Source organism: Erythrobacter colymbi, from assembly GCF_002155685.1.
GTDB classification, from domain to species: Bacteria; Pseudomonadota; Alphaproteobacteria; order Sphingomonadales; family Sphingomonadaceae; genus Erythrobacter; species Erythrobacter colymbi.
In genome coordinates, this window is record NZ_MUYK01000004.1 from 238,545 (window position 1) to 263,238 (window position 24,694).

The 24,694-nt window shown below is 67.6% G+C and carries 26 protein-coding genes; 13 read left to right on the top strand and 13 right to left on the bottom strand.

What is annotated here, in order from left to right; translation table 11 throughout:
- Positions 1–105: 105 nt before the first annotated feature.
- From BZF57_RS10760 to BZF57_RS10785, 6 genes are all read left to right on the top strand, one after another.
- Positions 106–2,898: a helicase-related protein gene (locus BZF57_RS10760; RefSeq protein ID WP_086737619.1), complete on the top strand. Its 2,793-nt coding sequence runs from the start codon at positions 106–108 to the stop codon at positions 2,896–2,898.
- Positions 2,895–3,251, top strand: a complete 357-nt coding sequence (locus tag BZF57_RS10765; protein WP_240505945.1) for a S4 domain-containing protein — start codon at positions 2,895–2,897, stop codon at positions 3,249–3,251. The genes BZF57_RS10760 and BZF57_RS10765 overlap by 4 nt, the downstream gene beginning before the upstream one ends.
- A gap of 10 nt (positions 3,252–3,261) precedes the next feature.
- Positions 3,262–3,600: a ferredoxin FdxA gene (fdxA, locus tag BZF57_RS10770; protein WP_086737621.1), complete on the top strand. Its 339-nt coding sequence runs from the start codon at positions 3,262–3,264 to the stop codon at positions 3,598–3,600.
- Positions 3,601–3,866: 266 nt separating this feature from the next.
- Complete coding sequence (locus tag BZF57_RS10775; RefSeq protein ID WP_086737624.1) at positions 3,867–4,400, top strand: CarD family transcriptional regulator; 534 nt, start codon at positions 3,867–3,869, stop codon at positions 4,398–4,400.
- Between the two features lie 277 nt (positions 4,401–4,677).
- Positions 4,678–5,460, top strand: a complete 783-nt coding sequence (locus tag BZF57_RS10780) for a GIN domain-containing protein (protein WP_086737627.1) — start codon at positions 4,678–4,680, stop codon at positions 5,458–5,460.
- A 41-nt stretch (positions 5,461–5,501) separates the two neighbouring features.
- Positions 5,502–5,822, top strand: coding sequence for a hypothetical protein (locus tag BZF57_RS10785; RefSeq protein WP_086737630.1), 321 nt, complete (start codon positions 5,502–5,504; stop codon positions 5,820–5,822).
- On the opposite strand, the gene BZF57_RS10790 is transcribed toward BZF57_RS10785, so the two are convergent.
- Positions 5,819–6,736, bottom strand: a complete 918-nt coding sequence (locus BZF57_RS10790) for an L-threonylcarbamoyladenylate synthase (RefSeq protein WP_086737632.1) — start codon at positions 6,734–6,736, stop codon at positions 5,819–5,821. The two genes, BZF57_RS10785 and BZF57_RS10790, sit on opposite strands and share 4 nt — an antisense overlap.
- A 73-nt stretch (positions 6,737–6,809) precedes the next feature.
- Between BZF57_RS10790 and BZF57_RS10795 the strand changes: the two genes are divergently transcribed.
- Together BZF57_RS10795 and BZF57_RS10800 are read left to right on the top strand one after the other, a co-directional pair.
- Positions 6,810–8,552, top strand: coding sequence for an acyl-CoA dehydrogenase family protein (locus tag BZF57_RS10795; RefSeq protein WP_086737634.1), 1,743 nt, complete (start codon positions 6,810–6,812; stop codon positions 8,550–8,552).
- Position 8,553: 1 nt separating this feature from the next.
- Entirely contained in the window at positions 8,554–9,366 is an 813-nt protein-coding gene (locus BZF57_RS10800; protein ID WP_086737636.1) for a DUF815 domain-containing protein, read from the top strand.
- Here BZF57_RS10800 and BZF57_RS10805 read toward each other — a convergent pair.
- On the bottom strand, positions 9,363–10,838 hold the full coding sequence (locus BZF57_RS10805; RefSeq protein ID WP_086737638.1) for a PQQ-dependent sugar dehydrogenase: 1,476 nt from the start codon (positions 10,836–10,838) through the stop codon (positions 9,363–9,365). The genes BZF57_RS10800 and BZF57_RS10805 overlap by 4 nt on opposite strands.
- Before the next feature lie 65 nt (positions 10,839–10,903).
- On the opposite strand from BZF57_RS10805, the gene BZF57_RS10810 reads away from it, so the two are divergent.
- On the top strand, positions 10,904–11,404 hold the full coding sequence (locus BZF57_RS10810) for a GAF domain-containing protein (RefSeq protein WP_086737640.1): 501 nt from the start codon (positions 10,904–10,906) through the stop codon (positions 11,402–11,404).
- A gap of 110 nt (positions 11,405–11,514) precedes the next feature.
- Positions 11,515–12,411, top strand: a complete 897-nt coding sequence (locus BZF57_RS10815; RefSeq protein ID WP_086737642.1) for a glycine zipper 2TM domain-containing protein — start codon at positions 11,515–11,517, stop codon at positions 12,409–12,411.
- A 215-nt stretch (positions 12,412–12,626) separates the two neighbouring features.
- Here BZF57_RS10815 and BZF57_RS10820 read toward each other — a convergent pair whose 3' ends face one another.
- The 6 genes from BZF57_RS10820 to BZF57_RS10845 all read right to left on the bottom strand — a co-directional run bounded on the left by BZF57_RS10820 (position 12,627) and on the right by BZF57_RS10845 (position 18,578).
- Positions 12,627–13,589: a ParB/RepB/Spo0J family partition protein gene (locus BZF57_RS10820; RefSeq protein WP_086737644.1), complete on the bottom strand. Its 963-nt coding sequence runs from the start codon at positions 13,587–13,589 to the stop codon at positions 12,627–12,629.
- The gene (locus BZF57_RS10825; protein ID WP_086737646.1) at positions 13,586–14,362 is read right to left on the bottom strand and encodes a ParA family protein; all 777 of its coding nucleotides are present in this window, start codon (positions 14,360–14,362) and stop codon (positions 13,586–13,588) included. The genes BZF57_RS10820 and BZF57_RS10825 overlap by 4 nt, the downstream gene beginning before the upstream one ends.
- A 56-nt stretch (positions 14,363–14,418) precedes the next feature.
- The gene (rsmG, locus tag BZF57_RS10830) at positions 14,419–15,045 is read right to left on the bottom strand and encodes a 16S rRNA (guanine(527)-N(7))-methyltransferase RsmG (protein ID WP_086737649.1); all 627 of its coding nucleotides are present in this window, start codon (positions 15,043–15,045) and stop codon (positions 14,419–14,421) included.
- Positions 15,042–16,892: a tRNA uridine-5-carboxymethylaminomethyl(34) synthesis enzyme MnmG gene (gene mnmG / locus BZF57_RS10835; RefSeq protein ID WP_086737651.1), complete on the bottom strand. Its 1,851-nt coding sequence runs from the start codon at positions 16,890–16,892 to the stop codon at positions 15,042–15,044. Before mnmG ends, rsmG begins: the two co-directional genes overlap by 4 nt.
- A 146-nt stretch (positions 16,893–17,038) precedes the next feature.
- Positions 17,039–18,322 (bottom strand): tRNA uridine-5-carboxymethylaminomethyl(34) synthesis GTPase MnmE, encoded by a 1,284-nt coding sequence (gene mnmE / locus BZF57_RS10840; protein WP_086737653.1) that lies wholly within the window; start codon positions 18,320–18,322, stop codon positions 17,039–17,041.
- Between the two features lie 4 nt (positions 18,323–18,326).
- Positions 18,327–18,578 carry a DUF6489 family protein gene (locus BZF57_RS10845; RefSeq protein WP_206073242.1) on the bottom strand — a complete coding sequence of 84 codons (252 nt, stop codon included), beginning with the start codon at positions 18,576–18,578 and terminating at the stop codon, positions 18,327–18,329.
- A gap of 98 nt (positions 18,579–18,676) precedes the next feature.
- Here BZF57_RS10845 and BZF57_RS10850 point away from each other — a divergent pair, with 98 nt between their 5' ends.
- From BZF57_RS10850 to BZF57_RS10860, 3 genes are read left to right on the top strand one after another with little or no spacing between them, the layout of a single operon-like run.
- Positions 18,677–19,375 (top strand): dienelactone hydrolase family protein, encoded by a 699-nt coding sequence (locus BZF57_RS10850; RefSeq protein WP_086737655.1) that lies wholly within the window; start codon positions 18,677–18,679, stop codon positions 19,373–19,375.
- Entirely contained in the window at positions 19,372–20,007 is a 636-nt protein-coding gene (locus tag BZF57_RS10855) for a hypothetical protein (protein ID WP_086737658.1), read from the top strand. Before BZF57_RS10850 ends, BZF57_RS10855 begins: the two co-directional genes overlap by 4 nt.
- An 11-nt stretch (positions 20,008–20,018) precedes the next feature.
- Positions 20,019–20,432, top strand: coding sequence for a nuclear transport factor 2 family protein (locus tag BZF57_RS10860; protein ID WP_086737661.1), 414 nt, complete (start codon positions 20,019–20,021; stop codon positions 20,430–20,432).
- Here the strand turns inward: BZF57_RS10860 and BZF57_RS10865 are convergent.
- The 5 genes from BZF57_RS10865 to hemE form a co-directional block, all read right to left on the bottom strand.
- Complete coding sequence (locus BZF57_RS10865; RefSeq protein ID WP_086737663.1) at positions 20,368–20,853, bottom strand: BLUF domain-containing protein; 486 nt, start codon at positions 20,851–20,853, stop codon at positions 20,368–20,370. The two genes, BZF57_RS10860 and BZF57_RS10865, sit on opposite strands and share 65 nt — an antisense overlap.
- 147 nt (positions 20,854–21,000) lie before the next feature.
- Positions 21,001–21,393 carry a BLUF domain-containing protein gene (locus BZF57_RS10870; protein ID WP_162290992.1) on the bottom strand — a complete coding sequence of 131 codons (393 nt, stop codon included), beginning with the start codon at positions 21,391–21,393 and terminating at the stop codon, positions 21,001–21,003.
- A gap of 61 nt (positions 21,394–21,454) precedes the next feature.
- Complete coding sequence (gene rho / locus BZF57_RS10875; RefSeq protein WP_017663775.1) at positions 21,455–22,720, bottom strand: transcription termination factor Rho; 1,266 nt, start codon at positions 22,718–22,720, stop codon at positions 21,455–21,457.
- Positions 22,721–22,952: 232 nt separating this feature from the next.
- Complete coding sequence (locus BZF57_RS10880) at positions 22,953–23,396, bottom strand: CopD family protein (protein ID WP_086737668.1); 444 nt, start codon at positions 23,394–23,396, stop codon at positions 22,953–22,955.
- 4 nt (positions 23,397–23,400) lie between these two features.
- Positions 23,401–24,417 carry a uroporphyrinogen decarboxylase gene (gene hemE, locus BZF57_RS10885; RefSeq protein WP_086737671.1) on the bottom strand — a complete coding sequence of 339 codons (1,017 nt, stop codon included), beginning with the start codon at positions 24,415–24,417 and terminating at the stop codon, positions 23,401–23,403.
- Positions 24,418–24,694 lie beyond the last annotated feature (277 nt).

Genomic DNA, 24,694 nt, shown 5'->3' on the forward strand with positions numbered 1-24,694 from the left:
GCGACGAGTTGCTGCCCCTGTGCGATAAGGTGTTGTGCGTAGATGCCCCGGAGCCTGCCGCATGGCCTTGCCCCCCACCGGCAAGCCTGACAGAACCGCCCGGTCGTGACCTTCCCCCCACCTTCCAAGCCCGGCGACGACAGCCGCGTCCGCGCCGTGCTCGGCCCGACCAACACGGGCAAGACGCATCTCGCGATCGAGCGGATGTGCGGGCACTCCTCGGGCATGATGGGCTTCCCGCTGCGCCTGCTGGCGCGCGAGGTCTATGACCGGGTGCGGGCGTTGAAGGGCGACAAGCAGGTCGCCCTCATCACCGGCGAGGAACGGATCGAGCCGCCCGACGCCCGCTATTTCCTCTGCACCGCCGAGGCCATGCCGCGAAGCACCGGCGAAGTCGCCTTCGTCGCGCTGGACGAGGCGCAATTGGGTGCGGACCCCGAACGCGGGCACATCTTCACCGACCGGCTGCTCCATGCGCGCGGCCGCGAGGAGACGATGATCCTCGGCAGCGCCACTCTGGAGCCGATGGTCAAGGCGCTGATCCCCAAGGCCGAGATCACCAGCCGCCCGCGCTTTTCCACCCTCAGCCATGCGGGCGTGTGCAAGCTGTCGCGCCTGCCCAAGCGCTCGGCGGTGGTCGCCTTCAGCGTCGAGCAGGTCTACGCGATGGCGGAAGCGCTGCGGCGCTTCCGCGGCGGGGCGGCGGTGGTGATGGGCGCGCTCTCGCCCGAGACCCGCAACAAGCAGGTCGCAATGTTCCAGGCGGGCGAGGTCGATTACATCGTCGCCACCGACGCGATCGGCATGGGGCTCAACCTCGACCTCGATCATGTCGCCTTCGCCAGCCTCTCCAAATATGACGGCCGCCGGAAGCGCCGCCTCACCCCGTCCGAGATGGCGCAGATCGCGGGCCGCGCGGGGCGGCACCAGCGCGACGGCACCTTCGGCACGCTCTCTGGCACCGGCAAGGGGGACGGCGAGCCGCTCCAGTTCACCGACGAGGAAGTCTACGCGATCGAGGAGCACAAGTTCGCGCCCCTCACCCACCTGTTCTGGCGCGAGGCCGATCCGCGCTTCGATTCGCTGCCGGCCCTGATCGCCGATCTCGAAGCGCGCCCGCAAAACGCGGTGCTGAAGGCCGCGCCCGAGGCGATCGACATGGCGGTGCTGCGGCGGCTCGCAGGGGATTCCATCGCCGACTCTGTGCGCGGCGCAGGCTCGGTGCGACGCTTCTGGGAGGCCTGTTCGCTCCCCGACTTCCGCAATCTCGGGGTCGAACAGCACGCCCGCTTCGTCGCGCGCTTGTGGGACGACCTGCGCGGAGGGTATCTCGGCGCGGATTTCGTCGCCGCGCGCATCGCCGAGCTTGACCGGATGCAGGGCGACATCGACACGCTCCAGGGCCGGATTGCGGCGATTCGCAGCTGGGCCTACATCTGCCAGCGCCCCGACTGGGTGCTGGCGCGCGACGAAATGGCCGCGCGGGCGCGCGCGGTCGAGGCGAAGCTCTCGGATGCGCTGCACGCGCGGCTGACCGAGCGTTTCGTGAACCGAAGGACGACTCTCTTGATGAAATCGCTGGGGCAGGATGCGAGTGCGCTGCCCGTCACCCTTGAACCCGATGGCCACCTGACGGTGGAGGGCGAGAGCATCGGGAGGCTCGAAGGCTTCCGCTTCCATGTCGACCCCTCGGCCGGCGTCGCCGACCGGCGTATGCTGCTGGCGGCGGGCGAGAAGGCTCTGCCCGCGCTGCTCGCCGAACGCGCCGAGTGGCTGCTGTCGCAGGGCGTCGCCGAGCTGGAGATCAGCGGCGGCGCGATCCGCTGGCAGGGGCGCGCTCTCGCCGAGATCAGCTTCCCCGGCCATCCGGGCGCGGGCAATTTCGGCACCCCGCGCCTGACGCTGACCCGCGATGTCGCGCTGCTGCCCGATGCGGCGAAGGCGAAGCTCGAGGCGGGGTTGGCGACATGGCTCGAAAAGCAGCTCGAACCGCTCGAACCGCTGCGCAAGCTTGCCGAGGCCGCGCGCGATCCCAATGCCGGGTCGCAGGCGCGCGCGCTGGTCATCACCCTGATAGAGGCGCGCGGCGTGATCAGCCGCGAGGAAGCGGGGCTCGAAAACCTGCCCAAGGAGATGCGCCCCTATCTGAGGAAGCTCGGCGTGACCTTCGGTGCGCTCGACATCTTCGATGCCCCGCTCCTGAAGCCCGCCCCACGGCGGCTGCTCCACGCGCTGGGGCTCGACACCCGCGCGGTGCAGGAAACGATGCAGCCGGTGCTCGCCGAGGGCAGCTGGGCCAAGGGGCGGCTGCCCGCGGGCTACCGCTATGCCGGGTCGCAGGCGATCCGCGTCGACCTCGCGGAGAAGATCTTCCGCGCCGCCTTCGAATCGCGCGGCGCGGTGGTCGCGGCGCACCCGAAGGAGCGCAACCGCCCGTTCCGCGTCGATCTGGCGCTGGCGGTGTCGGTCGGGCTCGAACCCGACAATGCCCGCCGCCTGCTCGGCAGCGCGGGCTTCCGGGTCGAGCGCGCACGTCCGCTGCCCGAAGGCGCGCAGGGTGCTCCCGCTCCCGACCGCTGGTACTGGCGCCCGCGCCGTCCCGAGGAGCGCGAGGCGCGCCGCGAAGCCAAGCGCGGCGGCGAGCGTCGTCCGGACCGCAAGGGCAAGCCCGAGCGCGGGAATGCCCCGCGCGGCGAGAAGCGCGAGGATCGGCCTCAGGGCGAATCCCGGAACGAACGGCGTGACGAGCGGCGGAGCAAGCCCGGTGGCAAGCCCCCGCGTGACGGCTCCCAGCGCGGCTCAGGCCGGCCGCAGACCCCCTCCAGACCCCCGGTCGACACCGGTCCGGCCCGTGCCGGCGGGGCCTTCGACAAGCTGGCGGACCTGCTCAAGGGATGAGTGCAAGGGGTGCGACGATCCGGATCGACCGTCTGCTGGTCTATCTCCGCTTCGCCCGCACCCGCTCCGCCGCCGACGCGCTGATTGCCAACCACGCGGTGCGCTGCAACCGCCAGCACGTGCTGCGCGGCTCGCACGGCGTGCGGGTGGGCGATGTGCTGACGCTTGCCCTCGGCAGCAATGTCAGGGTGATCGAGATCCTCGCCCTCCCCGACCGCCGCGGCCCGGCCCCGCAGGCGCTTTCCCATTATCGCGAGGTTGACGGCACAGGACTTGACCCTAAAGGGCAAAACACCATAGGCGCGTCGCGCGTGTCGGGCGCTACGCCCGGTGATCCCGAAGACTCCTCGTGAAAGAGCCGCAATGACTTACGTCGTCACCGAAGACTGCATCAAGTGCAAGTACACCGACTGTGTGGAAGTGTGCCCGGTCGACTGTTTCTACGAAGGCGAGAACATGCTGGTGATCAATCCCAGCGAGTGCATCGATTGCGGCGTGTGCGAACCGGAATGCCCGGCCGAGGCGATTCTTCCCGATACCGAGGACGGTCTGGAAAAGTGGCTCGAGCTCAACACGCAGTATTCCGCCGTGTGGCCCAACATCACCAGCCAGAAGGCGCCGCCCGAGGATGCCGACGCGCACAAGGGCGAAAAGGGCAAGTTCGAGAAGTACTTCAGCGAAGCACCCGGCGACGGCGACTGATTTTTGCAGCAATCCTTTGCAGGAGCTGGCGTCCGTCAGCCCTTGTAAATCGGCGACTCGCAATTTTGTTGCAGGCGTGCTATATAATGCATCGACCGCGCCGGGCCCCTGGCCCGCGCAGGCGTTGAAACCAGAAAGGCCCGACACCAGCAACCCCCTAACCGGACGTGTCCACCCGGCGCTCGCCCCGTGAGGGGTAGGGTCGCGCCGCCGGGTCTCTCGTCCGCCCTCCCCGTTGCCAGGTCGGCCGATTGAAAGGAACGTGCATGGCGAGCACCGCGAACGCATTCACCGTCGGCGATTATGTTGTCTACCCCAAGCACGGCGTGGGCCGGGTGGTTGAACTCCAGAAGGAGGAAATCGCCGGGATGCAGCTGGAACTCTATGTCCTGCGTTTCGAGAAAGAGCGCATGACTCTCCGCGTGCCGGTCAACAAGGTCGAAGCCATCGGGATGCGCAAGCTTTCGTCGGACAAGACGCTCAAGCAGGCGATGGAAACCCTCAAGGGCAAGCCCAAGGTGAAGCGCACCATGTGGTCGCGCCGCGCGCAGGAATACGAAGCCAAGATCAACTCGGGCGACCTCGTCTCGATCGCCGAAGTGACCCGCGACCTGTTCCGCCCCGAAGACCAGCCCGAGCAGTCCTATTCGGAACGCCAGATCTTCGAAGCGGCCTCGAGCCGCCTCGCCCGCGAACTGGCGGCGATGGAAGAGACCGACGAGCCCACCGCGCTCGGCAAGATCCTCGACGTGCTGCGCGAACACGCCCCGCAGTACTACGAAAGCGCCGAGGAAGCGTAAGCGCCTCCTCGCTGCAAGCGTACATCAAGGGCTGCCCCGCGGGGCGGCCCTTTTTGTTTGCGGGGCGGCGCAGGCCCTCCCCTAACCCCTCCCGCAAGCGGGAGGGGGACTGAGAAGCACTGATCCACCCCTCCCGCCTGCGGGAGGGGAGCGAGACTTGGTCGCGCAGCGGCCTAGTCGCAGCTGGGTGGGCCCGCGCAACGCCAGCTGCCACCCCCCTTGCACCCCAACCAATGGTGTATTACATCGGCAATACGCTATCGGGAGAGATACGAAGATGACCCACGCCCTCCGCCGCTACCTCACACCCGGTACGCTGGCCGCCATCGCCATGACGCTTGGCGCCTGCGACGGCGGCGATATCGAGATCAACGGCCAGAAAGGCGTGCCGCTCTCCGAGATCGAGATCGCCGGCCCTCCGCCCGCCAACGTGATGCTCGCCTCGGGCGACACCGTGATCCTCACCGAGGGCGATACCTTCGCGATCAAGGTTGAGGGGCAGGACACCGATTCCCTGCGCTTCGTGCGCGACAAGGACGTGATCGGCATCAGCCGCGAGAACGGCTGGAACGGCAACTCCACCGCCACGATCCGCATCACCATGCCCCCGCCCAAGGACATCGTGATCGGCGGCAGCGGCACCATCAAGGCCCAGGGCCTCGCCAGCACCGCCAACATCAATATCGGCGGAAGCGGCACGGTCGAGTTCGGCAAGGCCGCGAGCGAGAAGCTCGGCATCAACATCGGCGGCAGCGGAACGGTGCTGGGCGGCTCGGGCACGACCAAGGAGCTCGAGATCCTGATCGGCGGGAGCGGCAAGATCGATCTGCCCGCGCTCAAGGCCGACAAGGCCGAAGTCACGGTCGGCGGCAGCGGCGATGTTGCCTTCGCCTCGGACGGCACGGTCGAAGCCAATATCGGCGGCGCGGGCGACATCAACGTGACCGGCACCGCCAAGTGCACCGTCAACGCCTTCGGTTCGGGCACGCTCAACTGCGCGCCGGCCGCCGGCGGCGCGGGCGGGGCGATCCCCGCACCTGCGGCGAAACCCGCCGAATAGCGTTTGCCTTATCGCACAATGCGGGTGAGACTGTGCGGGTGATGAACCCGCTCCGTCTCCTCGCGCTTGTCTCCGCCGCGCTCGCCTTGCAGGGTTGCCTCGCCAAGGCGGCGGTCAATGTCGTGACGCTGCCGGTCCGCGCGGTGAGCGCCGGGGTGGATGCGGCGACCACCAGCCAGTCCGAAGCCGACGAGAAGCGCGGGCGGGAAATCCGCAAGCGCGAAGAGCGGATCGGCAAGCTCGAGCGCGAATACAACCGGCAACTGGAGCGTTGCCGGATTGGCGATGACGAGGCGTGCGACGAAGCCCAGGCGCTCAAGGCCGAATGGGAAGCGCTGATCGGCGAGGAACCCGAAGCCTAGGCCGCCGCCCGCCGCAGCCGGTCATTGATCGCGCGGCCCACGCCCTCCTCTGGCACCGGAGCGACCGCGATGCGCGGCTGCGGCGCGCGGGCGGCTTCGTGCAGGCAGGCGTAGAGGTTCGCAGCGGCCTCGGTGAGGTCACCGCTGGCTGACAGCGTGCAATCACCCGCGATACTGCCGAAGCCGATCAGGAACTCGCCCGCCTCCGCACCCTCCGCATTCAGCCGCACCGGCTTTCCGGGGGCATAGTGGCTGGCGAGCTGGCCCGGAGCCTCGATGCTCCCGCCCTCTGCCCTCACCCCGATCTGGAGCGGCCCGGGGCGCAGCTCCTCCACGCTCCCGTCGGCGCGTACTGCGACGATGGTCGACTCCACCCCCGCGCTCGTCGGCCCGCCATCGAGCACCATGTCGATCCGCCCGTCGAGCGAGGCCAGGACATGGGCAGGCGTGGTGGGGCTGATGAAGCCCGAACGGTTGGCGGAAGGCGCGGCGAGGGGGAAGTCGCAGCGCTCCAGCAGCGCACGCATGGCGGGGTGGGCGGGCGCGCGCAGGGCCACGGTCGACAGACCGGCGGTCACAGCCGGAGCCAGCCCGCTATCGGCCCGGCGCGGCAGCACCAGCGTCAGCGGGCCGGGCCAATGCGCCTCGGCCAGCGCGCGGGCCACGGGCGAGAACTCGGCATAAAGCTCAGCCTGCTCCACCCCGCTCACGTGGACGATCAGCGGATTGAAGTCCGGCCGGCCCTTCGCGGCATAGATCTTCGCCACCGCATCGGCAGAGTCGGCCCGCGCCGCAAGCCCGTAGACCGTCTCGGTCGGCACCGCGACAAGCCCGCCCGATTCGAGGATTCGCGCCGCCTCGGCGATCCCCGCGGCATTCGCCAGCCGCACTTCCGTAACGTTCTTGCCGCTCATGCCCGGGCGCTATATTCGATTCGCCGCCCTGCCAAGTGCAGGCGCAATTTCCATTCGCAAGGACGCCCCTGAAGTGACCCCCTTTACCCCGCCGACCGCCGACCAGCTGCTCGCCATCCGCGTCAACGCCGGCATCGATGAACTGGCCCAGACCGAGCGCTTCGCCCATGCCGAACCCGATCTGGTCGAGGCTATCGTCGAGGGTGTCGGCCAGTTCGCGGCAGGCGAATTCGCGCCGCTGAACCGCAAGGGCGATCTCGAGGGCGCCAAGCTCGAAAACGGCGTGGTGCGCCTGCCCGAAGGCTTCGAGGATGCCTACCGCGCCTATGTCGAGCAGGGCTGGAACGCGATCGCTTCCCCGCAGGCGCATGGCGGTCAGGGCCTGCCCTTCACCCTCGCCTGCAATGTGCTCGAAAACCTCGGCGCGGCGAACATGGCCTTCACCCTGCTGCCGATGCTGAGCGTCGGCGCGATCGAGGCGCTGGAGCACCACGGATCGCCCGCCCAGCAGGCGAAATATCTCCCCAAGCTGGTGAGCGGCGAGTGGTCGGGCACCATGAACCTCACCGAACCCGCAGCCGGCAGCGATGTCGGCGCGCTGCGCGCCACCGCCGAGCCGATCGAATTCGGCGAGCATGCGCGCAAGTTCCGCATCACCGGCCAGAAGATCTACATCACCTGGGGCGAGCACGAACTCGCGTCGAACATCATCCATCTGGTACTGGCCCGCCTGCCCGATGCGCCCGAGCGGTCGCGCGGCATCTCGCTGTTCGTGGTGCCCAAGTATCACGTCAACGCCGACGGCAGCCTCGGCCCGAAGAACGATCTCCGCTGCGTCAGCCTCGAACACAAGCTCGGCATCAATGCCTCGCCGACCTGCGTGATGAGCTATGGCGACAATGGCGAATGCATCGGCGAGCTGGTGGGTGAGCCCAACCGCGGTCTCGCGGCGATGTTCACGATGATGAACAACGCGCGCATCAATGTCGGCAACCAGGGTGCGCAGATCGCCGAGCGGGCGACGCAGCAGGCGCTCGCCTATGCGCGTGACCGGGTGCAGTCCGCCCGCGCGGGTTCGCCCGACAAGACCCCGGTGGCGATCATCGAGCACCCCGACGTGCGCCGCATGATCCTGCGCATGAAGGCCCTGACCGAAGGCGTGCGCGCGCTGCTCTACTACTGCGCCGGGCAGGTCGATCGCGGCAATCTGGGTGACGAAGCGGCCAAGACCCGCTCGGAGATCCTCGTCCCGCTGCTCAAGGCATGGGGCACGGACGTCGGCGTCGAGGTCGCGGGTCTGGGCATCCAGGTGCACGGCGGCATGGGCTTCGTCGAGGAGACCGGCGCGGCTCAGCACTGGCGCGATTCGCGCATCGCCCCGATCTATGAAGGCACCAACGGCATCCAGGCCGCCGATCTCGTCACCCGCAAGCTCGGGCTCGACGGGGGCGATGCGCTTGTGGACCTGTTCGAGACCATCGCGCGCGAGGCGGCGGACGAATACACTCTCGCCGCGCTTGCGATGGACTGCGCCAATGTCGCACGGTGGATGCGTGACGACGCCAGCCTCGACGATCGCCTCGCCGGCAGCGTCCCCTTCTGCACCATGTGCGCGGTTGCGGTTGCAGGATGGCAGCTGGTTAAGCAAGCCAAGGCGGTGGCAGCGGGTGCAGCGCCCGAACTGGCCAGGACCAAGCCGGTGACGGTGCGCTTCTTCCTCGAACGCATCGTGCCCGAGGCCAACGGCCTCAAGGGCGCGGCGCTTTCGGGTGCGGACCTGCTCTATTCGATCTCCACCGAAGCGCTGGTCGCCTGAGATGGACGGCGAGGCGCTGGAGCGGATCGCCGCCGCGCTCGAGCGGCTCGCCCCTCCGCCCCCGGCCCCGACCGACTGGATCTCTGCCCCCGCCTATGTGTGGGAGGGCGAACGCGCGCGGGCTGTCCCGGTGCTTGATGCGCTGCCGCTCGGAAATCTGCATGGAATCGAGGCCCAGAAAGTTGCGCTGCGCAACAATTGCGCCCGTCTGGCAAGCGGCGCGGCGGCGCATGACGCGCTGCTGTGGGGTGCGCGCGGCATGGGCAAATCGGCGCTGGTGCGTGCGAGCGTCGCCGATGTGCAGAGGGAGACGGGTGGCATCGCCCTCGTCCAGCTTGCGCCGGGCACCTTGCCGACCTTCCCCGCACTCATCGCCGAACTGGCGGGGCAGAACCGCGCGTTTCTGCTCTTCATCGACGATCTCGGCTTCGGCGCCGACGGGCGAGCGGAGATGCTCGCGCTGCGCAGCCTGCTCGACGGCGGGGTCGCCCCGCGTCCGGCGCATATCCGCCTCGTGGTCACCGCCAACCGCCGCGCTATCGTCGAGCGGGAGGATACCTCCACCGCGATCCACGAACGCGACGAGCGCGACGATGCTTTGGCGCTCGCCGACCGTTTCGGGCTGACGCTGGGCTTCCACCCGGCGGACAAGGAGACCTACCTTGCGATCCTCGCAGGGATCCTCGCCCCGCTCGGCCTTGCCTTCAACGCCGAGGAGGCGATGGCCTTCGCGATCCAGCGCGGCAACCGCTCGGGCCGCACCGCGCTGCAATTCGCGACGGAACTGGCCGGGCGCGCGGGAATCGCGCTTTAGTTGATCACCTCGCCCGCCTGCCGGCGCAGGTAATCCGCCTCGAACTTCGCGCGCGGATCGGTCAGCTCGCGTGGCTGGAGCGAAGCGCCGGTCAGCCGCGCAATCGCCGCCGCGGGCGCGGCCGAGGGCGAGCGGACGCGCCAGATAATCCCGGCGGTATCGTCCGACACCAGCAGCGAGCCGTCTCCGGCCCATTCCACCCAGGTCGGGCGGCCGCGGGTCGTCCCGTCGCTCTTGAGAAAGCCGGTCAGCACCGGCTTGGGCTTGCCGACCGGATTGCCGCGATCGTCGAAGTCGACGAAGATCACGTCATAGCCCGAGGGCGGCTTGCGGTTCCACGAGCCGTGACGGGCGATGAAGGCGCCGCCGCTGAAGCCCGGGCCCATGCGGTCGCCGCCCTTGCTGAACACCATGCCGAGCGCCGCCACGTGCGGCCCGAGCGCGTATTCGGGGTTGCGGACATATTCCATCAGGAAGCGCGGCATCGGCGCATCCACGCGGCGGTCGCGGTTGGTGCGGTAATAGACCCAGGGCCAGCCATATTGCGCGCCGACGGGCACGTTGGTGAGGTAATCAGGCACCAGATCGCTGCCGAGCATGTCGCGCTCGTTCACGGTGGTCCACAGCTCGCCGCTCCAGGGCGAGAAATCGAGCCCGTTGGGATTGCGCAGGCCCGCGCCAAACTGCCGCGCGCGGCCCTTGGCGAGGTCGTATTCCCAGATCAGCGCGCGGCCTTCCTCGGCCTTCATCCCGTTCTCGCCGATATTGCTGACCGAGCCGACCGCGACATAGAGCTGCGCGCCATCGGGCGAGAGCTCGAGGTTGCGCATCCAGTGCCCGCCGCCGGGCGCGAGGTCCATCAGCTTGCGCGGCGCGCCGGTCACCTTGTCGCTGCCCAGCGCATAGGGATAGGCGTTCACGGCATTGTGGTTGGCGACGAACAGCGTGCCGTCCTTCCACGCCATGCCCGAGGGCGAATCGAGCCCTTCGAGGATCACCTGCTTCACTTCGGCCGTGCCGTCGCCATCGGCATCGCGCAGCAGGACGATCTGGTTCGGAGACTGGCCGGTCGCGCCCGCCTTGCTCAGCAGCTTTTCTGCGACCCAGCCCTTGATCGCGTCCATGATCCCGCCACCTTCGTTCTCGACCTTGGGCGCGCGGGTGAGGGCGACGAGAATGTCGCCATTGGGCAGTGCGAACAGCGTGCGCGGATGCTCCAGCCCCTCGGCGAAGCGGACGACTTCGAGACCCTCGGCAGGCGTCGGCGCCTCGCCCGGCTTCCAGCCCACGGGCTCGGCGACCTGCACCGTCGGGAAGGTCTGCGCGTCGCCCTTCTGGAGCACGGGATCGGTGCCCGCGACCTCCTCGACCGAGAGATCGGCGACATCGCCGCGGCTCAGATACCAGAAGGCACCCCCGGCGATCACGACAAAGACGACGAGAGCGATTGCGATTTTTCTGAGAATGGCCATGTGGCACGGGATAAAGCCGCAGCCTGCCCGCGGCAACCGTCAAGCGATGAAAGGCCCTTTGCGCCGTGTACGATTTCAAGCCCGAAACCCCGCTCGCCCCGGAAGAGCTTTACCGCGAGCTGCTGGCTGCGGCCGGTGCCCTGACCGATGGCGAGCCCGATGCGGTCGCCAACATGGCCAATGTCGCGGCGCTGCTGTGGGAGTTCCTGCCCGATCTCAACTGGGCGGGGTTCTACCGGGTTGCACCGGCCAAGAGCGGAGGAGCGGACGAGCTGGTGCTCGGGCCCTTCGTGGGGCGCCCGGCCTGCATCCGCATCCCCTTCGGCAAGGGCGTGTGCGGTGCGGCCGCCGAAAGTCGCGCCACGCAACTTGTGACCGATGTCCACGCCTTCCCCGGCCACATCGCCTGCGACGCCGCCAGCGCGAGCGAGCTGGTGGTGCCGGTGCTGCGCGATGGCGCGGTGATCGCGGTGATCGATCTCGACAGCCCCACCCCCGCCCGCTTCACCGAGGCCGACGCCAAGGGGATCGAGGCGCTCGCCGCGCTGCTCTCCGAGCGCATCTGATCTTTCCCGAAACGGGACAGGGAGCACACCCCGCTTGGGCGCTCGGGGCCAGCGATGGTAAGCTTTTGCTAACCATCAGCTGACTTCGGCTGATTCAGGGGGATTTGCCCATGTCCAAGCGCTTTCAGACCCTTCCTCTCGTCGCCCTCGCGCTTGCCTTGCCGGCGGCCGCACAGGCGCAGAACTATGCCGACCTGCCGCCGCTCACTCCGATGAGCGAGACTCAGGTGCAGCAACTGCCCGCCGATATGCGCAGCGCGCCCGCGCCTGCCCCGGTGACCGCGATCCGCCCGACCGAGACCGTGACCGTGGTCGACGGGGTCGAGACCATCACTCGCACCCGCTACATCAACGCTCCGGGCGCCATGCCCCCGCCGGCGCCGAACCACGCCCAGCCCCCCTATTACCCCGCGCAGGCCTATGGGCCGGGCTATGGCTATAGCTACGGCTACGCCGCCCCCGCGGTGTTCGAGCGCGAACAGTGGATCGATGAATGCCGCCGCCGCACCCACGGGCAGAACCGCGACAACACCGGCCTGATCATCGGCGGCCTCCTCGGCGCGATCGCCGGGGGCGTGGCGGGCTACGAGATCGCCGGCGCAGATGACCGCGTGCTCGGCTCGGTCCTCGGAGTCGGGGGTGGCGGGCTGATCGGCGGCATGCTCGGCAGCCTGTTCGATGGCGACAAGAAGAAGAACCTCTACGACTGCCAGGCAGCGCTCGACAGCTACCTGTCGACCTACGGCGCCCCCGGCCAGCGCGTCGCCAGCCGCGAAATTCCCGCGCCCGCCTATGGCTATGGCTACGGCTATCCGGCCGCCTATTCCTACGGCTACGCCTATGCGCCGCCGCAGCAGGTGGTGCTGGTGCCGGTGCGCACCGAGGTGCAGCAGCAGGTCGTGGTGCGCGAGACCGTGCGTGAGGAAACCTACACCGTCCCCGGCGCCACCCGCGTGATCACCGAACCGGTGCCGCGCCCCTCGCCCAAGATGATCAAGCAGCGCTAAGTCGAAAAAGTACCCTGGGGGGCAAACGTGAAAGCCCCGCAAGCTCAGGCGAACTTGCGGGGCTTTTTTTGGTCTGTCAGAGAGTTATGTTAGCGGCATGGCGCTGATCCGGTCGCCGAAGGTGAACGCAAGCGCGAACGCGCGCCCGCAGCGACGCGCCCGCAGGGCGTGTGAGCGAGGATCTCGCACGCCGGATGGCGTGCGGCAAAAAAGGGTCAGATCTCTCCGCCCGTCAGCCGCTGGCACACCAGATCGAGCTGGTCGAGAGTCGTGTAGCGGATCGTGATCGTCCCCTTACGCGGATCGACTTCGGGCTTGATCCGCACGCTCAGCCCGAGAAACTCCTCAAGGTGCTGCTGCACGGCGAGAATGTCGGCGTTCTCCGCGCTCAGGTAGGGCGGCTGGGCAGGCTCTTCGGGGCGCTTCGAGGCCTTGCGGGTCAGCGTCTCGATATCCCGCACCGAAAGCCCCTCGGCCACGGCGATCTCGGCGAGTTCGCGGGCATCCGTCCGCCCGATCAGCGCACGGGCGTGACCGATGGAAAGCTTGCCCTCCTGGATCAGATCGAGCACCGGATCGGGCAGCGTCACCAGCCGCATCATGTTGGCGACGTGGCTGCGCGACTTCTCGACCATCTTGGCGATGTCGACCTGGATCATCCCCTCCTCTTCCGAGAGACGGTGATATGCGCGCGCTTCCTCGACCGGATTGAGGTCCTCGCGCTGGAGGTTCTCGATCAGCGCGAGCGCCATGACTTCGCGGTCGGTGAGGTTGCGCACGAGCGCGGGGATCTCGTGCAGCCGCGCCTTCTGCGCCGCGCGCCACCGGCGTTCGCCAGCAACCAGCTGATAACCCTCGCCATTCGGGTGCGGGCGGACGATGATCGGCTGAATCACGCCGCGCGAGGCGATCGACGCGGCCAGCTCGTCGAGCGCGGCCTCGTCGAAATATTTGCGCGGGTTACCCGGCAGCGGCTTGATCGCCGCCAGCGCGACATTGCGCAGCGGCGAGGCGCCGGCGGCGGGAGCTTCGGCCGGTGCATCCTCGCGCCGCACCAGCGGCTCCTCGCGCCGGGTCTCGCCAAGCAGCGCGCCCAGCCCCCGACCAAGTCGCCGCGGCTTGTCATCCCCGCGCGAAGTTCCTGCAATATCAGCGGTTTGGGCAGGATTATCGTTCATGCGGCCTGTCTTTCTGCGGGAAATCGACCGATCAGCTCGCGCGCCAGCGACATGTAGGCGCGGCTGCCGGTGCAGTGCTGGTCATAGATCAGCGCGGGGAGCCCGTGGCTCGGCGCCTCGGAAAGGCGGACGTTGCGCGGGATCACGGTTTCGAACACCAGATTGCCGAGGCAATCCCGCACGTCGTCTGACACCTGATCGGTCAGGCGGTTACGGCGGTCATACATGGTCAGCGCGACGCCGATGATCCCCAGATCGGGGTTGAAGCGCTGCTGCACCTGGTCGACGGTCTGGAGCAGCTGGCTCAGCCCTTCCAGCGCAAAGAATTCGCACTGGAGCGGCACCAGCAGCGTATCGGCGGCGCACAGGGCATTCAGCGTCAACAGCCCGAGCGAGGGCGGGCAGTCGATGAAGCAGATGTCGTGCCCCGTGTGGTCCTTCAGCGCCTTGTCGAGGCGGTGCGTGCGGCCCTCGACCGCCACCAGCTCGACCTCGGCCCCCGACAGGTCGACCGTCGCCGGTACCAGATCGAGGCGCGGAATGCTCGAGGGAACGATCGCCTGATCGAGCGCGATCTCGTCCACCAGCAGGTCATAACTCGACACTTCGCGCGCCGAGGAATGGACGCCCAGCCCGGTCGAGGCATTGCCCTGCGGATCGAGGTCGATCAGCAGCGTGCGCCAGCCGGTCGCCGCCATCGCGGTGGCGATGTTGATCGCGGTGGTGGTCTTGCCCACGCCGCCCTTCTGGTTGGCAATCGCGATGGTCAGCATAGGTGTTCCCGTCCTTCCCGGGCGCGGATTGCGCTGAATCCGCACCAGTTCGCGTGTCAGGCCTTCACGATGATCCCCGCCTCGGGATCGGTCAAGGAATGTTTCACGTGAAACATTGCCCGAATCGAAGGCTTCAATGTCTCCAATTCCTGCGCCGCCGAGCGTCCCTTGGGCAAGACATAGGCCGTGGCCCTTGTGGAGAAGGGTGCGGATAGCTCGAGAAGTTTGGGGAGCGGTGCGAAGGCCCGTGCCGAAATGGCGCGGGCGGGGAACGGCGTGACCCGTTCAAGGCGCTGCCCCTCGACCCGGCACTTGTGCAAGCCGAGCGCCGCGATGGCGCGCTTGAGGAACTCGACGCGGCGCGCGCGCGATTCGACCAGCACCATGGGCATGTTCGGACACAGCGCCGCGATCACCAGCCCCGGGAACCCCGGCCCGCTGCCCAGATCGAGCCAAGGCCCTCCCGCATTCGGCCCCAATGTTTCACGTGAAACATTTTCGAGGAGCTGCGCGGAGTCTGCAATGTGCCGCTGCCACAGGTGCGGCTCGGTGGCTTTGGCGATCAGGTTCTGCTGCTGGTTCTCCTCCAGCACGAGCGCCGCGAAGGCGTCGAGCCGTGCCATCCCCGCATCGTCGGTCAGCCCGGCGACATAGGCGCGTGCTTCCTCTTCGGTGACAATCATGCCGCAATCCTGCGCCGCGCGTGGACGAGCAGCGCCGAGAGCGCCGCGGGGGTCACGCCCGGCACCCGTCCCGCCGCCGCAAGCGTCCCCGGCGCGGCCTTGGTCAGGCGCTCGACCATCTCGTTCGAGAGACCCGGCACCTCGCCATAAGGGAAGTCCGCAGGCAGCGGCAGCGCCTCGCTCGCGCGCAGATCGCGCAGCTCGGCGTCCTGCCGCGCGAGATAGGGCGCATAGGCTGCATCCTCGGCCATCTCCTCGGCGAGGAGCGAATCGAGCGCGGTCACCTCACCCAGCCACGGCGCAAGCGCTCCGGGGGTCACCCCGTCATAGCGCAGCCACTCGGCGAGCGACTTCTCCCCGTGGTCGCGGCGAACGGGCAGGCCGAGATCGGCGAGTTCCCGCGCGTGGACCTTCTCCGAATGTTTCACGTGAAACATTTCGCGCACTTTCTCGCGGCGCTCCCACCAGCGGCGGCGTTCCTCACCGATGCAGCCCGCTTCGATCCCGAGGCCCGTCAACCGCGTCGCTGCGTTGTTAGCGCGCAGCCGCAGGCGATACTCGGCGCGGGCAGTGAGCATCCGGTAGGGCTCGGACACGCCCTGGAGCGTAAGGTCATCGACCATCACCGCGATATAGGAGTTCGCCCGGTCGAGCGCGGGCGCCTGCTTGCCCAAGGCCGCCGCAGCCGCTTCCAGCCCTGCAACCAGCCCCTGCGCCGCCGCTTCCTCGTAACCGGTCGTCCCGTTGATCTGCCCCGCGCAATAGAGCCCGGGGATCGCGCGCACCTGCAAGTCCGGCGTCAGTGCGCGCGGGTCGATGTGGTCGTACTCCACCGCATAGCCCGGCTGCACGATGACCGCGCGCTCGCAGCCCGGCATGGTGCGCACCACCAGCTCCTGCACGTCCACGGGCAGCGAGGTGCTGATGCCGTTGGGATAGACAAGGTGCGTATCCAGCCCCTCGGGCTCGAGAAACACCTGATGCCCCTCGCGGTCACCGAAGCGGTGGATCTTGTCCTCGATCGAGGGGCAATAGCGCGGCCCCGCCGCCGCAATCGCCCCGGAGAACAGCGGCGAGCGGTGAAGGTTGGCGCGGATCGCATCATGCCCCGCCTGGGTCGTGCGGGTGATCGCGCAGAACACCTGCGGGTTGATGCGGCGTTCGGTGAGCGGGGACATGGTCCAGCTCTCGCCATCCGAGGGCTGCTCCTCGAGCACCGCCCAGTCGATGGTGCGACCGTCGATCCGTGGCGGCGTCCCGGTCTTGAGCCGCGCCATCGGCAGATCGGCCCCACGCAGCTGTTCGGCCAGGCGGCGCGCAGCGTTCTCGCCGATGCGGCCGCCTTCGAAGCGCTCCTCACCGCGGAACAGGATGCCGCCGAGGAAGGTGCCGGTGCACAGGACGACGCGGGGGGCACCGAGAACGGTGCCGTCAGCCAGCTCCAGACCCGCGACCCGTCCGCTGTCCAGCTTCAGCGCAGCAGCCTCGCCCTGTACCAGCGTGAGGTTCGCCTGTGCGCGCACCATCGCCTGCACCGCCGCCTTGAAGCGCACCCGGTCGGCCTGCACGCGCGGCCCCCAGACGGCACTGCCCTTGGAGCGGTTGAGCATCCGGTAATGGATCGCCCCGGCATCCGCCGCGCGGCCGATCACGCCGTCGAGCGCGTCGACCTCGCGCACCAGGTGCCCCTTGCCCAAGCCCCCGATCGCCGGATTGCAGCTCATGGCGCCGATGGCGTCGAGGTCGAACGAGACCAGCGCCGTGCGCGCACCCATGCGGGCCGCCGCGCAGGCAGCCTCCACCCCGGCGTGACCGCCGCCGATGACGAGGACATCGAAGCTTTGCATGATGGGGCGCAGATAGGGCGCGGGGGGCGAATCGTCAAAGCGGATTCGCTTGAGGCGCGTTCGGAGCAGAATGTTTCACGTGAAACATTGGCGGCGATTTTGGGGCTCAATGTTTCACGTGAAACATTTTCCGCCAAATCGGCGCTTCACTTCCCGATGCAGAAGCGTCCGAACAGGGTGTCGAGCATATCCTCGGTCGTCGCGCGGCCGATCAGCCGGTCGAAGGCGAGGCGGGCTCGGCGCAGTTCCTCGGCGACCAGCAGCGGATCGGAAAGCGACTTCGCCGCCTCCAGCGCCCCGGCCGCCTCGGAGAGCCGCGCGTGCTGGCGGGCGTTGAGTGCCGCTTCGCCGGGTTTCGGGAGAGCGGCACGGGCAGCCTCGACCAAGGCCGACTTGAGCGGCGCCACACCCTCGCCCGTCTCCGCCGACAGCGTCACGCCGGACGCCTTGGGCGCAAACCCGGCGCGGTCGGCCTGAGCGGCAATCTCCCACGCGCCCACTGGCCCCTCGCCCTCCGGCCCCAGCCACAGGACGAGATCAGCGCGCGCCAGCTCGGCCTCGGCGCGGGCGATGCCGATGGCTTCTATGGCATCCGCCTCGGCCTGGGCCCGCAGGCCCGCGGTGTCGACAAAGGTGAACGGCACCCCTCCGATGGCTACGGAGCGCTCGATCACGTCGCGGGTCGTGCCGGCGATGGGCGAGGTGATCGCCGCCTCGCTCTCGACCAGCGCATTGAACAAGGTGGACTTGCCCGCGTTGGGCGGCCCGGCCAGCACCACGCGAAAGCCCTCCCCCAAGCGCTCGGAGCGCGGGCGGGCGAGCCATTCGGCAAGCTCTGCGGCAAGCGCGGCAATGTTCCACGTGAAACATTCGGGCAGATCGGCGGAGTCCTCCTCGTCGGAGAAATCGAGCACGCCCTCCACTTCCGCCGAGAAGCCCAGCACCCGCTCGCGCCAGCCTTCGATCTGCCGAGAGAGCGCCCCGCCCGCATTGGCGATGGCAGCGGCGCGCTGAAGCTCGGTTTCAGCGGCTAGGAGATCGCCCAGCCCCTCGGCCTCGGCGAGGTCGATGCGGCCATTGGCGAAGGCGCGGCGGGTGAATTCGCCCGGCTCGGCGCGCCTTGTACCGCGAAGCGAAGCGAGCGCGCCCTCGACCGCCGCGATCACCGCGCGGCCTCCGTGGCAGTGGAACTCGGCGAGGTCTTCTCCGGTCGCCGTGTTCGGCCCCGGGAACCACAGCACCAGCGCCTCGTCGAGCACCTGATCGTCAGCCCCGCGCAGTCGCGCCAGCGAGGCACGGCGCGGCTCGGGCACCCTCCCTGTCAGCGCCAGCATGGCCTCCCGCGCCGCCGGGCCGGAGACGCGGATGACCCCCACGCCCGCCGGCGGCGCGCCGCTGGAGAGCGCAAAGATCGTGTCGGCCGCGCTCACCGGATCAGTCGGACTTCTTCGACCCCGTCGCGGCCTTCATCGAGCCTTCCACGAAGTTCTGGAACAGCTTCAGCCCCATCTGCCCCATCGGCGCGAGCGCGCTGGCATATTCGGCCATCTGCGCGGGATTGGAGACGCCCTTCATCGCCTTGGTGATGTTCTCGACATAAACCGTGTTGGCCGCCGACACATCAGGCAGGCCCAGGAAGCTGCGGGCCTCCTCCGGGGTGCAATCGACTTCGATGGTGATCTTCATGAGCGGTTCTCCTCCCTCCCCCTCATTTGGGCTTGGCACGCGGCCAAGGCAAGAGATAGACCTGCGGGCAACCCCCTAGCGAGAGAGAGAGACCCTGCATGAGCCTCAATGCCACCATCCCCACGCTCGAAGGTGACGCGAGCTTCGGCGCCTATGTCGCGAGCCCCGAGAGCACCCCGCGCGGAGCGATCATCGTCATTCAGGAGATCTTCGGGGTAAACCCCGGCATCCGCCAGAAGTGCGACAAGCTGGCGGCGGAAGGCTATCTCGCGGTGGCGCCCGACCTGTTCTGGCGGATCGAGAGCGGGATCGAGCTCGACCCCGATGTGGAGCCCGAATTCCAGCGCGCGCTCGGCCTGTTCGGCGAGTTCGACCAGGACGCGGGCATCCGCGATATCGAGGCGACCATCCACCACATCCGCCGGACGCTGGGCGTGGCGAAGGTCGGCTGCGTCGGATACTGCCTCGGCGGGCGGCTCGCCTATATGACGGCAGCGCGCACGGATATCGACGCCAGCGTCGGATACTACGGCGTCGGCATCGACGGGCTGCTCGGCGAAAAGCACGCGATCGCCCATCCGCTGATGCTCCACATCCCGACCAATGACGGCTTTGTTCCACGTGAAACACAGGAAGCGATGCACGCGGGGCTGGACGATCACCCCAAGGTGACGCTGCACGATTACGAAGGCCTCGACCACGGCTTCGCGACCGAGCACGGCAAGCGCCGGCACGAAGAGGCCGCGACGCTGGCTGACGGGCGCACGGCGGCCTTCTTCGCGGAGCATCTGGGGTGAGGCGCGCCGCCGTCTCGCTGGCCTTCGCACTGGTCTCGGCCCCGCTCAGCGCGCAGGCAGACCCGCCGCAGCCCTTCCTTGCCGAGGGCGAAACGGTCGAAGTGCAGCTGACGGCGGACCTCAATGCCGATGGGAACCCCGATCTCGCCTATGTTGCGGCCAGGGAGGACCACCGCGAGCTGCGGGTCGTGCTGAGCTATGTGAACGAGACCGATTTCGGGGAACAGGCCCCGGAGGTGCTCGTGCTCGATCCCTACCCGCTCGGCGATGCTCAGCTGTCGGTCACCGGCGGCACCAGGGGTAAGGTGCTGGTGTTCGAGGAGCTCACCGGCGGCACCACCGCAGTCGCCTCCACCCACCGCTTCCGCTGGGACGACAAGCTCGGCGGGATGCGGCTGATCGGGCTCGATGCGACACTCTACAGCCGCACCTATGCCCATGATGGCAAGGAGGTGAGCTGGAACCTGATGACGGGCGACTTCGTCACCCGCAGGCTAAAGCTCGGCAGCCCGAGCGGGGATGCGGCCTACACCAAGCTGCCCGAAACCCGCACGAAGAAGCCGAGTCCGCCCGTGAAACTGGAGGATTCGCCCAGCGGGGATGATCTGCTCGAATGGCCGGGCGCGAAATAGGAGAGGGATTGATGGGACAGGGACACGCGGGGCTCGCGAAGTGGCACGAGTACATGACAGGCGGCGCCGATCCGGCGGTGCTTTCGGATCTGCTGGCCGATGACGCAGTATTCCACTCGCCCGTTGTCCACACGCCGCAGGCGGGCAAGGCGAGCGTCATGGCCTACCTCGTCGCCGCCAGTCACACGTTGGGGAATGACAGCTTCCACTATGTCCGCGAGCTGGTCGACGGGGACGAGGTGATGCTCGAATTCGTCACCGTGATGGAGGGGATCACCGTCAACGGGGTCGACATCATCCGCTTCAACGAGGCCGGAAAGATCAGCGATTTCAAGGTGATGGTGAGACCCCTGAAGGCCATTAACAAGGTCTGGGAGATGATGGCAGCGCAGCTTCAGGCCGCAAAGGCACAGCCGGCGGCGTAGTCTTCGCGGCCGGCTCCATGATCGGCAGGATCAGCTCCGGCCCGAGGAATTCGAGGATCGCGTGCTGCACCAGCGGCGGCACGTTCCCGCCCGCCGCGTCGGTGATCTGCGCCAGCATGCGCGGGATATTCCGCCCGTCGAAATAGCGCATCCGCCAGCTCGCGAAGGCGGCATCGTCCACGCAGCGCTCGTCGAGCACCTCGACGCCGAAATGGCGCGGATCGCGGCGGATGTTCTCGAACGTGGCGACGAGCTTCCACGTCTTGCCCTCGAGCACCTGGAAAATGCGGTCCTCGATCTGGATCAGGAAGCCGCAAAGCCCCCGCGCCTCGTTGCTGACGCGGGCCTGGTAGACGAGACGGAACATCTCGACCCGGTCGAGACCGGGTGAAGCGGTGCTGCGATAGATGAGTCTGCGCATGGTCGTTTCCCCTTGTGGTCAAGGGAAAGACATAGCGCAGGCGGCCCTGAAGCGGCCTAGCGCGGGCCTAGGGGTTTGCCCCTAGGCGCTGAAGGGGGTCTGGCGGGGGTCTGGCGGCAGGCAGGGTGCCCTGCCCGCCTGGATAGCCTAGTTCAGCACCGCGAAGTTCACGATCATCTTGCGAACCTCGGGGTCGAGCCCCTCGGGCAGATCGCGCTCGAGCATGTCGCGGCGGTTGGCGATGCTCTCGGCGATCAGCACGCGCTTCATCGCCCAGTCGGGACAAGTGCGCGCGCCGATTGCGCGGCGGTCGAGCACCGAGACGCCCGAATGGCGCGGGTCGGCGGTGATGGTTTCCATCAGCGCCGAAACCTCGCCCTCCTCGCCCTCGAGCAGCTGGAGGAAGTTGCGGCCGTTGAACAGCAGCAGTCCCGTGATGCCGCGGGCCGGATTGTTGCGCGCGCTCGCGGCGAGGATGGCGTCCACCTCCTCGCGCGGCAGGGTCGGCGCGGTGCTGATGTAAAGGTACTGGCTGAGCACTGTTTCCCGTCCTTCAGACCTGTTCCCCGGGCCGACCCCATGACCCGATTTGCAGGGTAACCTATTGATTCATCGTAGCGAAGAAGTCTTCGTTGGTCTTGGAATCCTTCATCTTGTCGAGCAGGAATTCCATCGCGTCTACGGTGCCCATCTGCATCAGGATGCGGCGCAGCACCCACATCTTCGACAGATTGTCCTTCTGGACGAGCAGCTCTTCCTTGCGAGTGCCGGACTTGCCGACATCGAGCGCGGGGAAGATGCGCTTGTCGGAAACCTTGCGGTCGAGCACGATTTCCGAGTTGCCGGTGCCCTTGAACTCTTCGAAGATGACTTCGTCCATGCGGCTGCCGGTGTCGATCAGCGCGGTGGCGATGATCGAAAGGCTGCCGCCTTCCTCGATGTTGCGCGCGGCGCCGAAAAAGCGCTTGGGGCGCTGGAGCGCGTTGGCATCGACACCGCCGGTCAGCACCTTGCCCGAGCTGGGCACCACGGTGTTGTAGGCACGGCCGAGGCGCGTGATCGAGTCGAGCAGGATCACCACGTCATGCTTGTGCTCGACGAGGCGCTTGGCTTTTTCGATCACCATTTCAGCGACTTGCACGTGGCGGTTGGCCGGCTCGTCGAAGGTCGAGGAGATCACCTCGCCCTTCACGCTGCGCTGCATGTCGGTGACTTCCTCGGGGCGTTCGTCGACCAGCAGGACGATCAGGAACACTTCCGGGTGGTTGTCGGTGATCGCCTTGGCGATGTTCTGCAGCAGCACGGTCTTACCCGTGCGCGGCGGGGCGACGATCAGCGCGCGCTGGCCCTTGCCCTGCGGCGCGATGATGTCGATCACCCGTGCGCTCTTGTCCTTCACCGTCGGATCAAGCGTGTCGAGCGTCAGCTTCTGGTCGGGATAGAGCGGGGTCAGGTTGTCGAAATTGGTGCGCAGGCGAACCGCGTCGGGATCGTCGAAGTTCACCTTGGCGAGGCTGGTCAGCGCAAAGTAGCGCTCGCCATCGCGCGGCGCGCGGATCTCGCCTTCGACGGTGTCGCCGGTGCGCAGGCCCCAGCGGCGGACCTGGTTGGGCGAGACGTAAATATCGTCCGGACCGGCGAGGTAGTTCGCCTCGGGGCTGCGCAGGAAGCCGAAGCCGTCCTGCAGCACCTCGATGGTGCCGATCCCCATGATCTTCTCTTCGTATTCCTCGTCCTCGGCGAGCTCGCGCAGGATCGAGAAGAGCAGGTCCTGACGGCGCATGGTCGAGGCGCCCTCGACGCCGAGCTCTTCCGCCATCGCGACCAGTTCGGCCGGGGTCTTTCTTTTCAAGTCTTTGAGATGCATTGGATATTTCCGAAAGTCAGGAGTGGCCGGACGGTCAGTACCGTGGATCACGGCGCCCCGGTGAAATCAGGGGCTGGGCTTGGAGAAAGCAGACCTTGTGCGAAGCGTATCGCCGCTGCGCGTACCGGATGGGTGCGCCCGAGATAAGAGCGCTGCGGGCCGAGGTCAATCGGCGATTGAAACAGAGGCAAGCGGGGGTCAAACAGGGGTCTGGCCCCCGTCTGGCACCCCTCTAGAACGGCTTGAGATAGACCAGGAACACGATCAGCACCAGCAGCAGCCCCGGCACCTCGCCGATCATGCGCAGCTGCTTCTCGGTCAGCGGACGCTCCCCGCGCGCCATCTTCTTGGTCTGGCCGACGAGCCAGCCGTGATAGCCGGTCATCGCCAGCACCAGCGTCAGCTTGGCGTGGAGCCAGCCCGAGGTGAACCACCCGCCGCCATAGGCAAGGCTCAGCCCCAGCACCCAGACGATGATCAGCGAGGGCGTGAGGATGATGTTGCGCAGCTTGCCCATCCGGTTCGCCCACTTGGCCTCGCCCTCCGAGCCCGGCGCGTGGTCGAGCATGTAGATGCACTGGCGCGGCAGCATGAACAGCCCCGCCATCCAGAACACCATGAAGATCACGTGTCCCGATTTGAGGAACAGGTAGATCGACGAAAGCAGCTCCTGCATTCCCTTAGCCTCTCAACGCGGCAAGAAGTTCCTCGACATGGGCAATCGGCGTGAACTGGCCGATCCCGTGGCCGAGGTTGAACACGTGCGGACGATCCTCGAAGGCGGCGATGATCGTCTTGACCCGCGCCGGCAGCGCCGGGCCGCCCGCCTCGACCAGCAGCGGATCGAGATTGCCCTGCACCGGCATGCCTTCGGGCAGGCTGGCGTGCGCCCACGCCGGATCGAGCGTCTCGTCGAGCCCGACCGCATCCACCCCCGTCTCGCGGGCATAGGCAGGCAGCTTCGCCCCCGCGCCCTTGGGGAAGCCGATCACCGGCGTATCGGGGTGCGACTCTTTCAGCTTCGCGGTGATCGCGGCGTTGGGGGCGATCACCCACTTCTCGAACTGGTCGGGGGCAAGGCTGCCCGCCCAGCTGTCGAACAGCTGCACCGCTTCCGCGCCCGCATCGATCTGGCCGCGCAGATAGGTGACCGAGACCTCGACGATGGCATCGATGATCGCCTGGAGATGCGCCGGATCGCGATAGGCCAGCAGCCGCGCCGGGCCCTGATCCTTGGAGCCTTCGCCCGCGATCATGTAGGTCGCGACCGTCCAGGGGCTCCCCGCAAAGCCGAGCATGGTCACTTCGGGGCCAATCATAGCGCGGGTGCGGCGCACTGTTTCATACACCGGCTCGAACCGTTCAAAGGCCGGGGTGAAGGAGTCCAGCTCCACCTCCAGCAGCGTCGGCGCAAGGTGCGGGCCTTCGCCAGCGGCAAAGGTCAGCCCCTGCCCCATCGCGTGCGGCACGATCAGGATGTCGGAGAACAGGATTGCGCCATCAAAGCCGAAGCGCCGGATCGGCTGCACGGTGATTTCCGCGGCTGCCTCGCTGTCGTAAACCAGCTCGAGGAAGCCGCCCTTCTCGGCGCGAAGTTCACGATATTCAGGGAGATAGCGCCCGGCTTGGCGCATGAGCCACACGGGAGCACGGTCCTGACGGACACCTTTGAGCGTATCGAGAAGCGGACCGGGCATAGGGTTCCTTAGAGCAAATCAATTCAATTTATAAAAGGAATGATGGAGTCTGTTGGCCCTGTGGAAAGCGGGAATTACCGGCCTCTGCCGGACCGTTCCCACATTGTGCACCTGACTCATCCCCCCAGCGAATCCGCACGGATTGGACGTCAAGCCAGCTTTATCCTCGTTCTTCACAGCCTGTCGACAAAACTTGTCCCGTGTGGGCAAATAGCCCGAGGAAAAGGCCGGAAGCGGGCATGAAAAATGCTCCCCAGCTTGTCCGGCAGCCCCTCCC

Bases quoted from the DNA above. Each gene is read 5' to 3' on its own strand.
- BZF57_RS10765 (WP_240505945.1), top strand. From the start codon at position 2,895: ATGAGTGCAAGGGGTGCGACGATCCGGATCGACCGTCTGCTGGTCTAT.
- fdxA (WP_086737621.1), top strand. From the start codon at position 3,262: ATGACTTACGTCGTCACCGAAGACTGCATCAAGTGCAAGTACACCGAC.
- BZF57_RS10775 (WP_086737624.1), top strand. From the start codon at position 3,867: ATGGCGAGCACCGCGAACGCATTCACCGTCGGCGATTATGTTGTCTAC.
- BZF57_RS10780 (WP_086737627.1), top strand. From the start codon at position 4,678: ATGACCCACGCCCTCCGCCGCTACCTCACACCCGGTACGCTGGCCGCC.
- BZF57_RS10785 (WP_086737630.1), top strand. From the start codon at position 5,502: ATGAACCCGCTCCGTCTCCTCGCGCTTGTCTCCGCCGCGCTCGCCTTG.
- BZF57_RS10790 (WP_086737632.1), bottom strand. From the start codon at position 6,736: ATGAGCGGCAAGAACGTTACGGAAGTGCGGCTGGCGAATGCCGCGGGG.
- BZF57_RS10800 (WP_086737636.1), top strand. From the start codon at position 8,554: ATGGACGGCGAGGCGCTGGAGCGGATCGCCGCCGCGCTCGAGCGGCTC.
- BZF57_RS10805 (WP_086737638.1), bottom strand. From the start codon at position 10,838: ATGGCCATTCTCAGAAAAATCGCAATCGCTCTCGTCGTCTTTGTCGTG.
- BZF57_RS10815 (WP_086737642.1), top strand. From the start codon at position 11,515: ATGTCCAAGCGCTTTCAGACCCTTCCTCTCGTCGCCCTCGCGCTTGCC.
- BZF57_RS10820 (WP_086737644.1), bottom strand. From the start codon at position 13,589: ATGAACGATAATCCTGCCCAAACCGCTGATATTGCAGGAACTTCGCGC.
- BZF57_RS10825 (WP_086737646.1), bottom strand. From the start codon at position 14,362: ATGCTGACCATCGCGATTGCCAACCAGAAGGGCGGCGTGGGCAAGACC.
- rsmG (WP_086737649.1), bottom strand. From the start codon at position 15,045: ATGATTGTCACCGAAGAGGAAGCACGCGCCTATGTCGCCGGGCTGACC.
- mnmG (WP_086737651.1), bottom strand. From the start codon at position 16,892: ATGCAAAGCTTCGATGTCCTCGTCATCGGCGGCGGTCACGCCGGGGTG.
- BZF57_RS10845 (WP_206073242.1), bottom strand. From the start codon at position 18,578: ATGAAGATCACCATCGAAGTCGATTGCACCCCGGAGGAGGCCCGCAGC.
- BZF57_RS10850 (WP_086737655.1), top strand. From the start codon at position 18,677: ATGAGCCTCAATGCCACCATCCCCACGCTCGAAGGTGACGCGAGCTTC.
- BZF57_RS10860 (WP_086737661.1), top strand. From the start codon at position 20,019: ATGGGACAGGGACACGCGGGGCTCGCGAAGTGGCACGAGTACATGACA.
- BZF57_RS10865 (WP_086737663.1), bottom strand. From the start codon at position 20,853: ATGCGCAGACTCATCTATCGCAGCACCGCTTCACCCGGTCTCGACCGG.
- rho (WP_017663775.1), bottom strand. From the start codon at position 22,720: ATGCATCTCAAAGACTTGAAAAGAAAGACCCCGGCCGAACTGGTCGCG.
- BZF57_RS10880 (WP_086737668.1), bottom strand. From the start codon at position 23,396: ATGCAGGAGCTGCTTTCGTCGATCTACCTGTTCCTCAAATCGGGACAC.
- hemE (WP_086737671.1), bottom strand. From the start codon at position 24,417: ATGCCCGGTCCGCTTCTCGATACGCTCAAAGGTGTCCGTCAGGACCGT.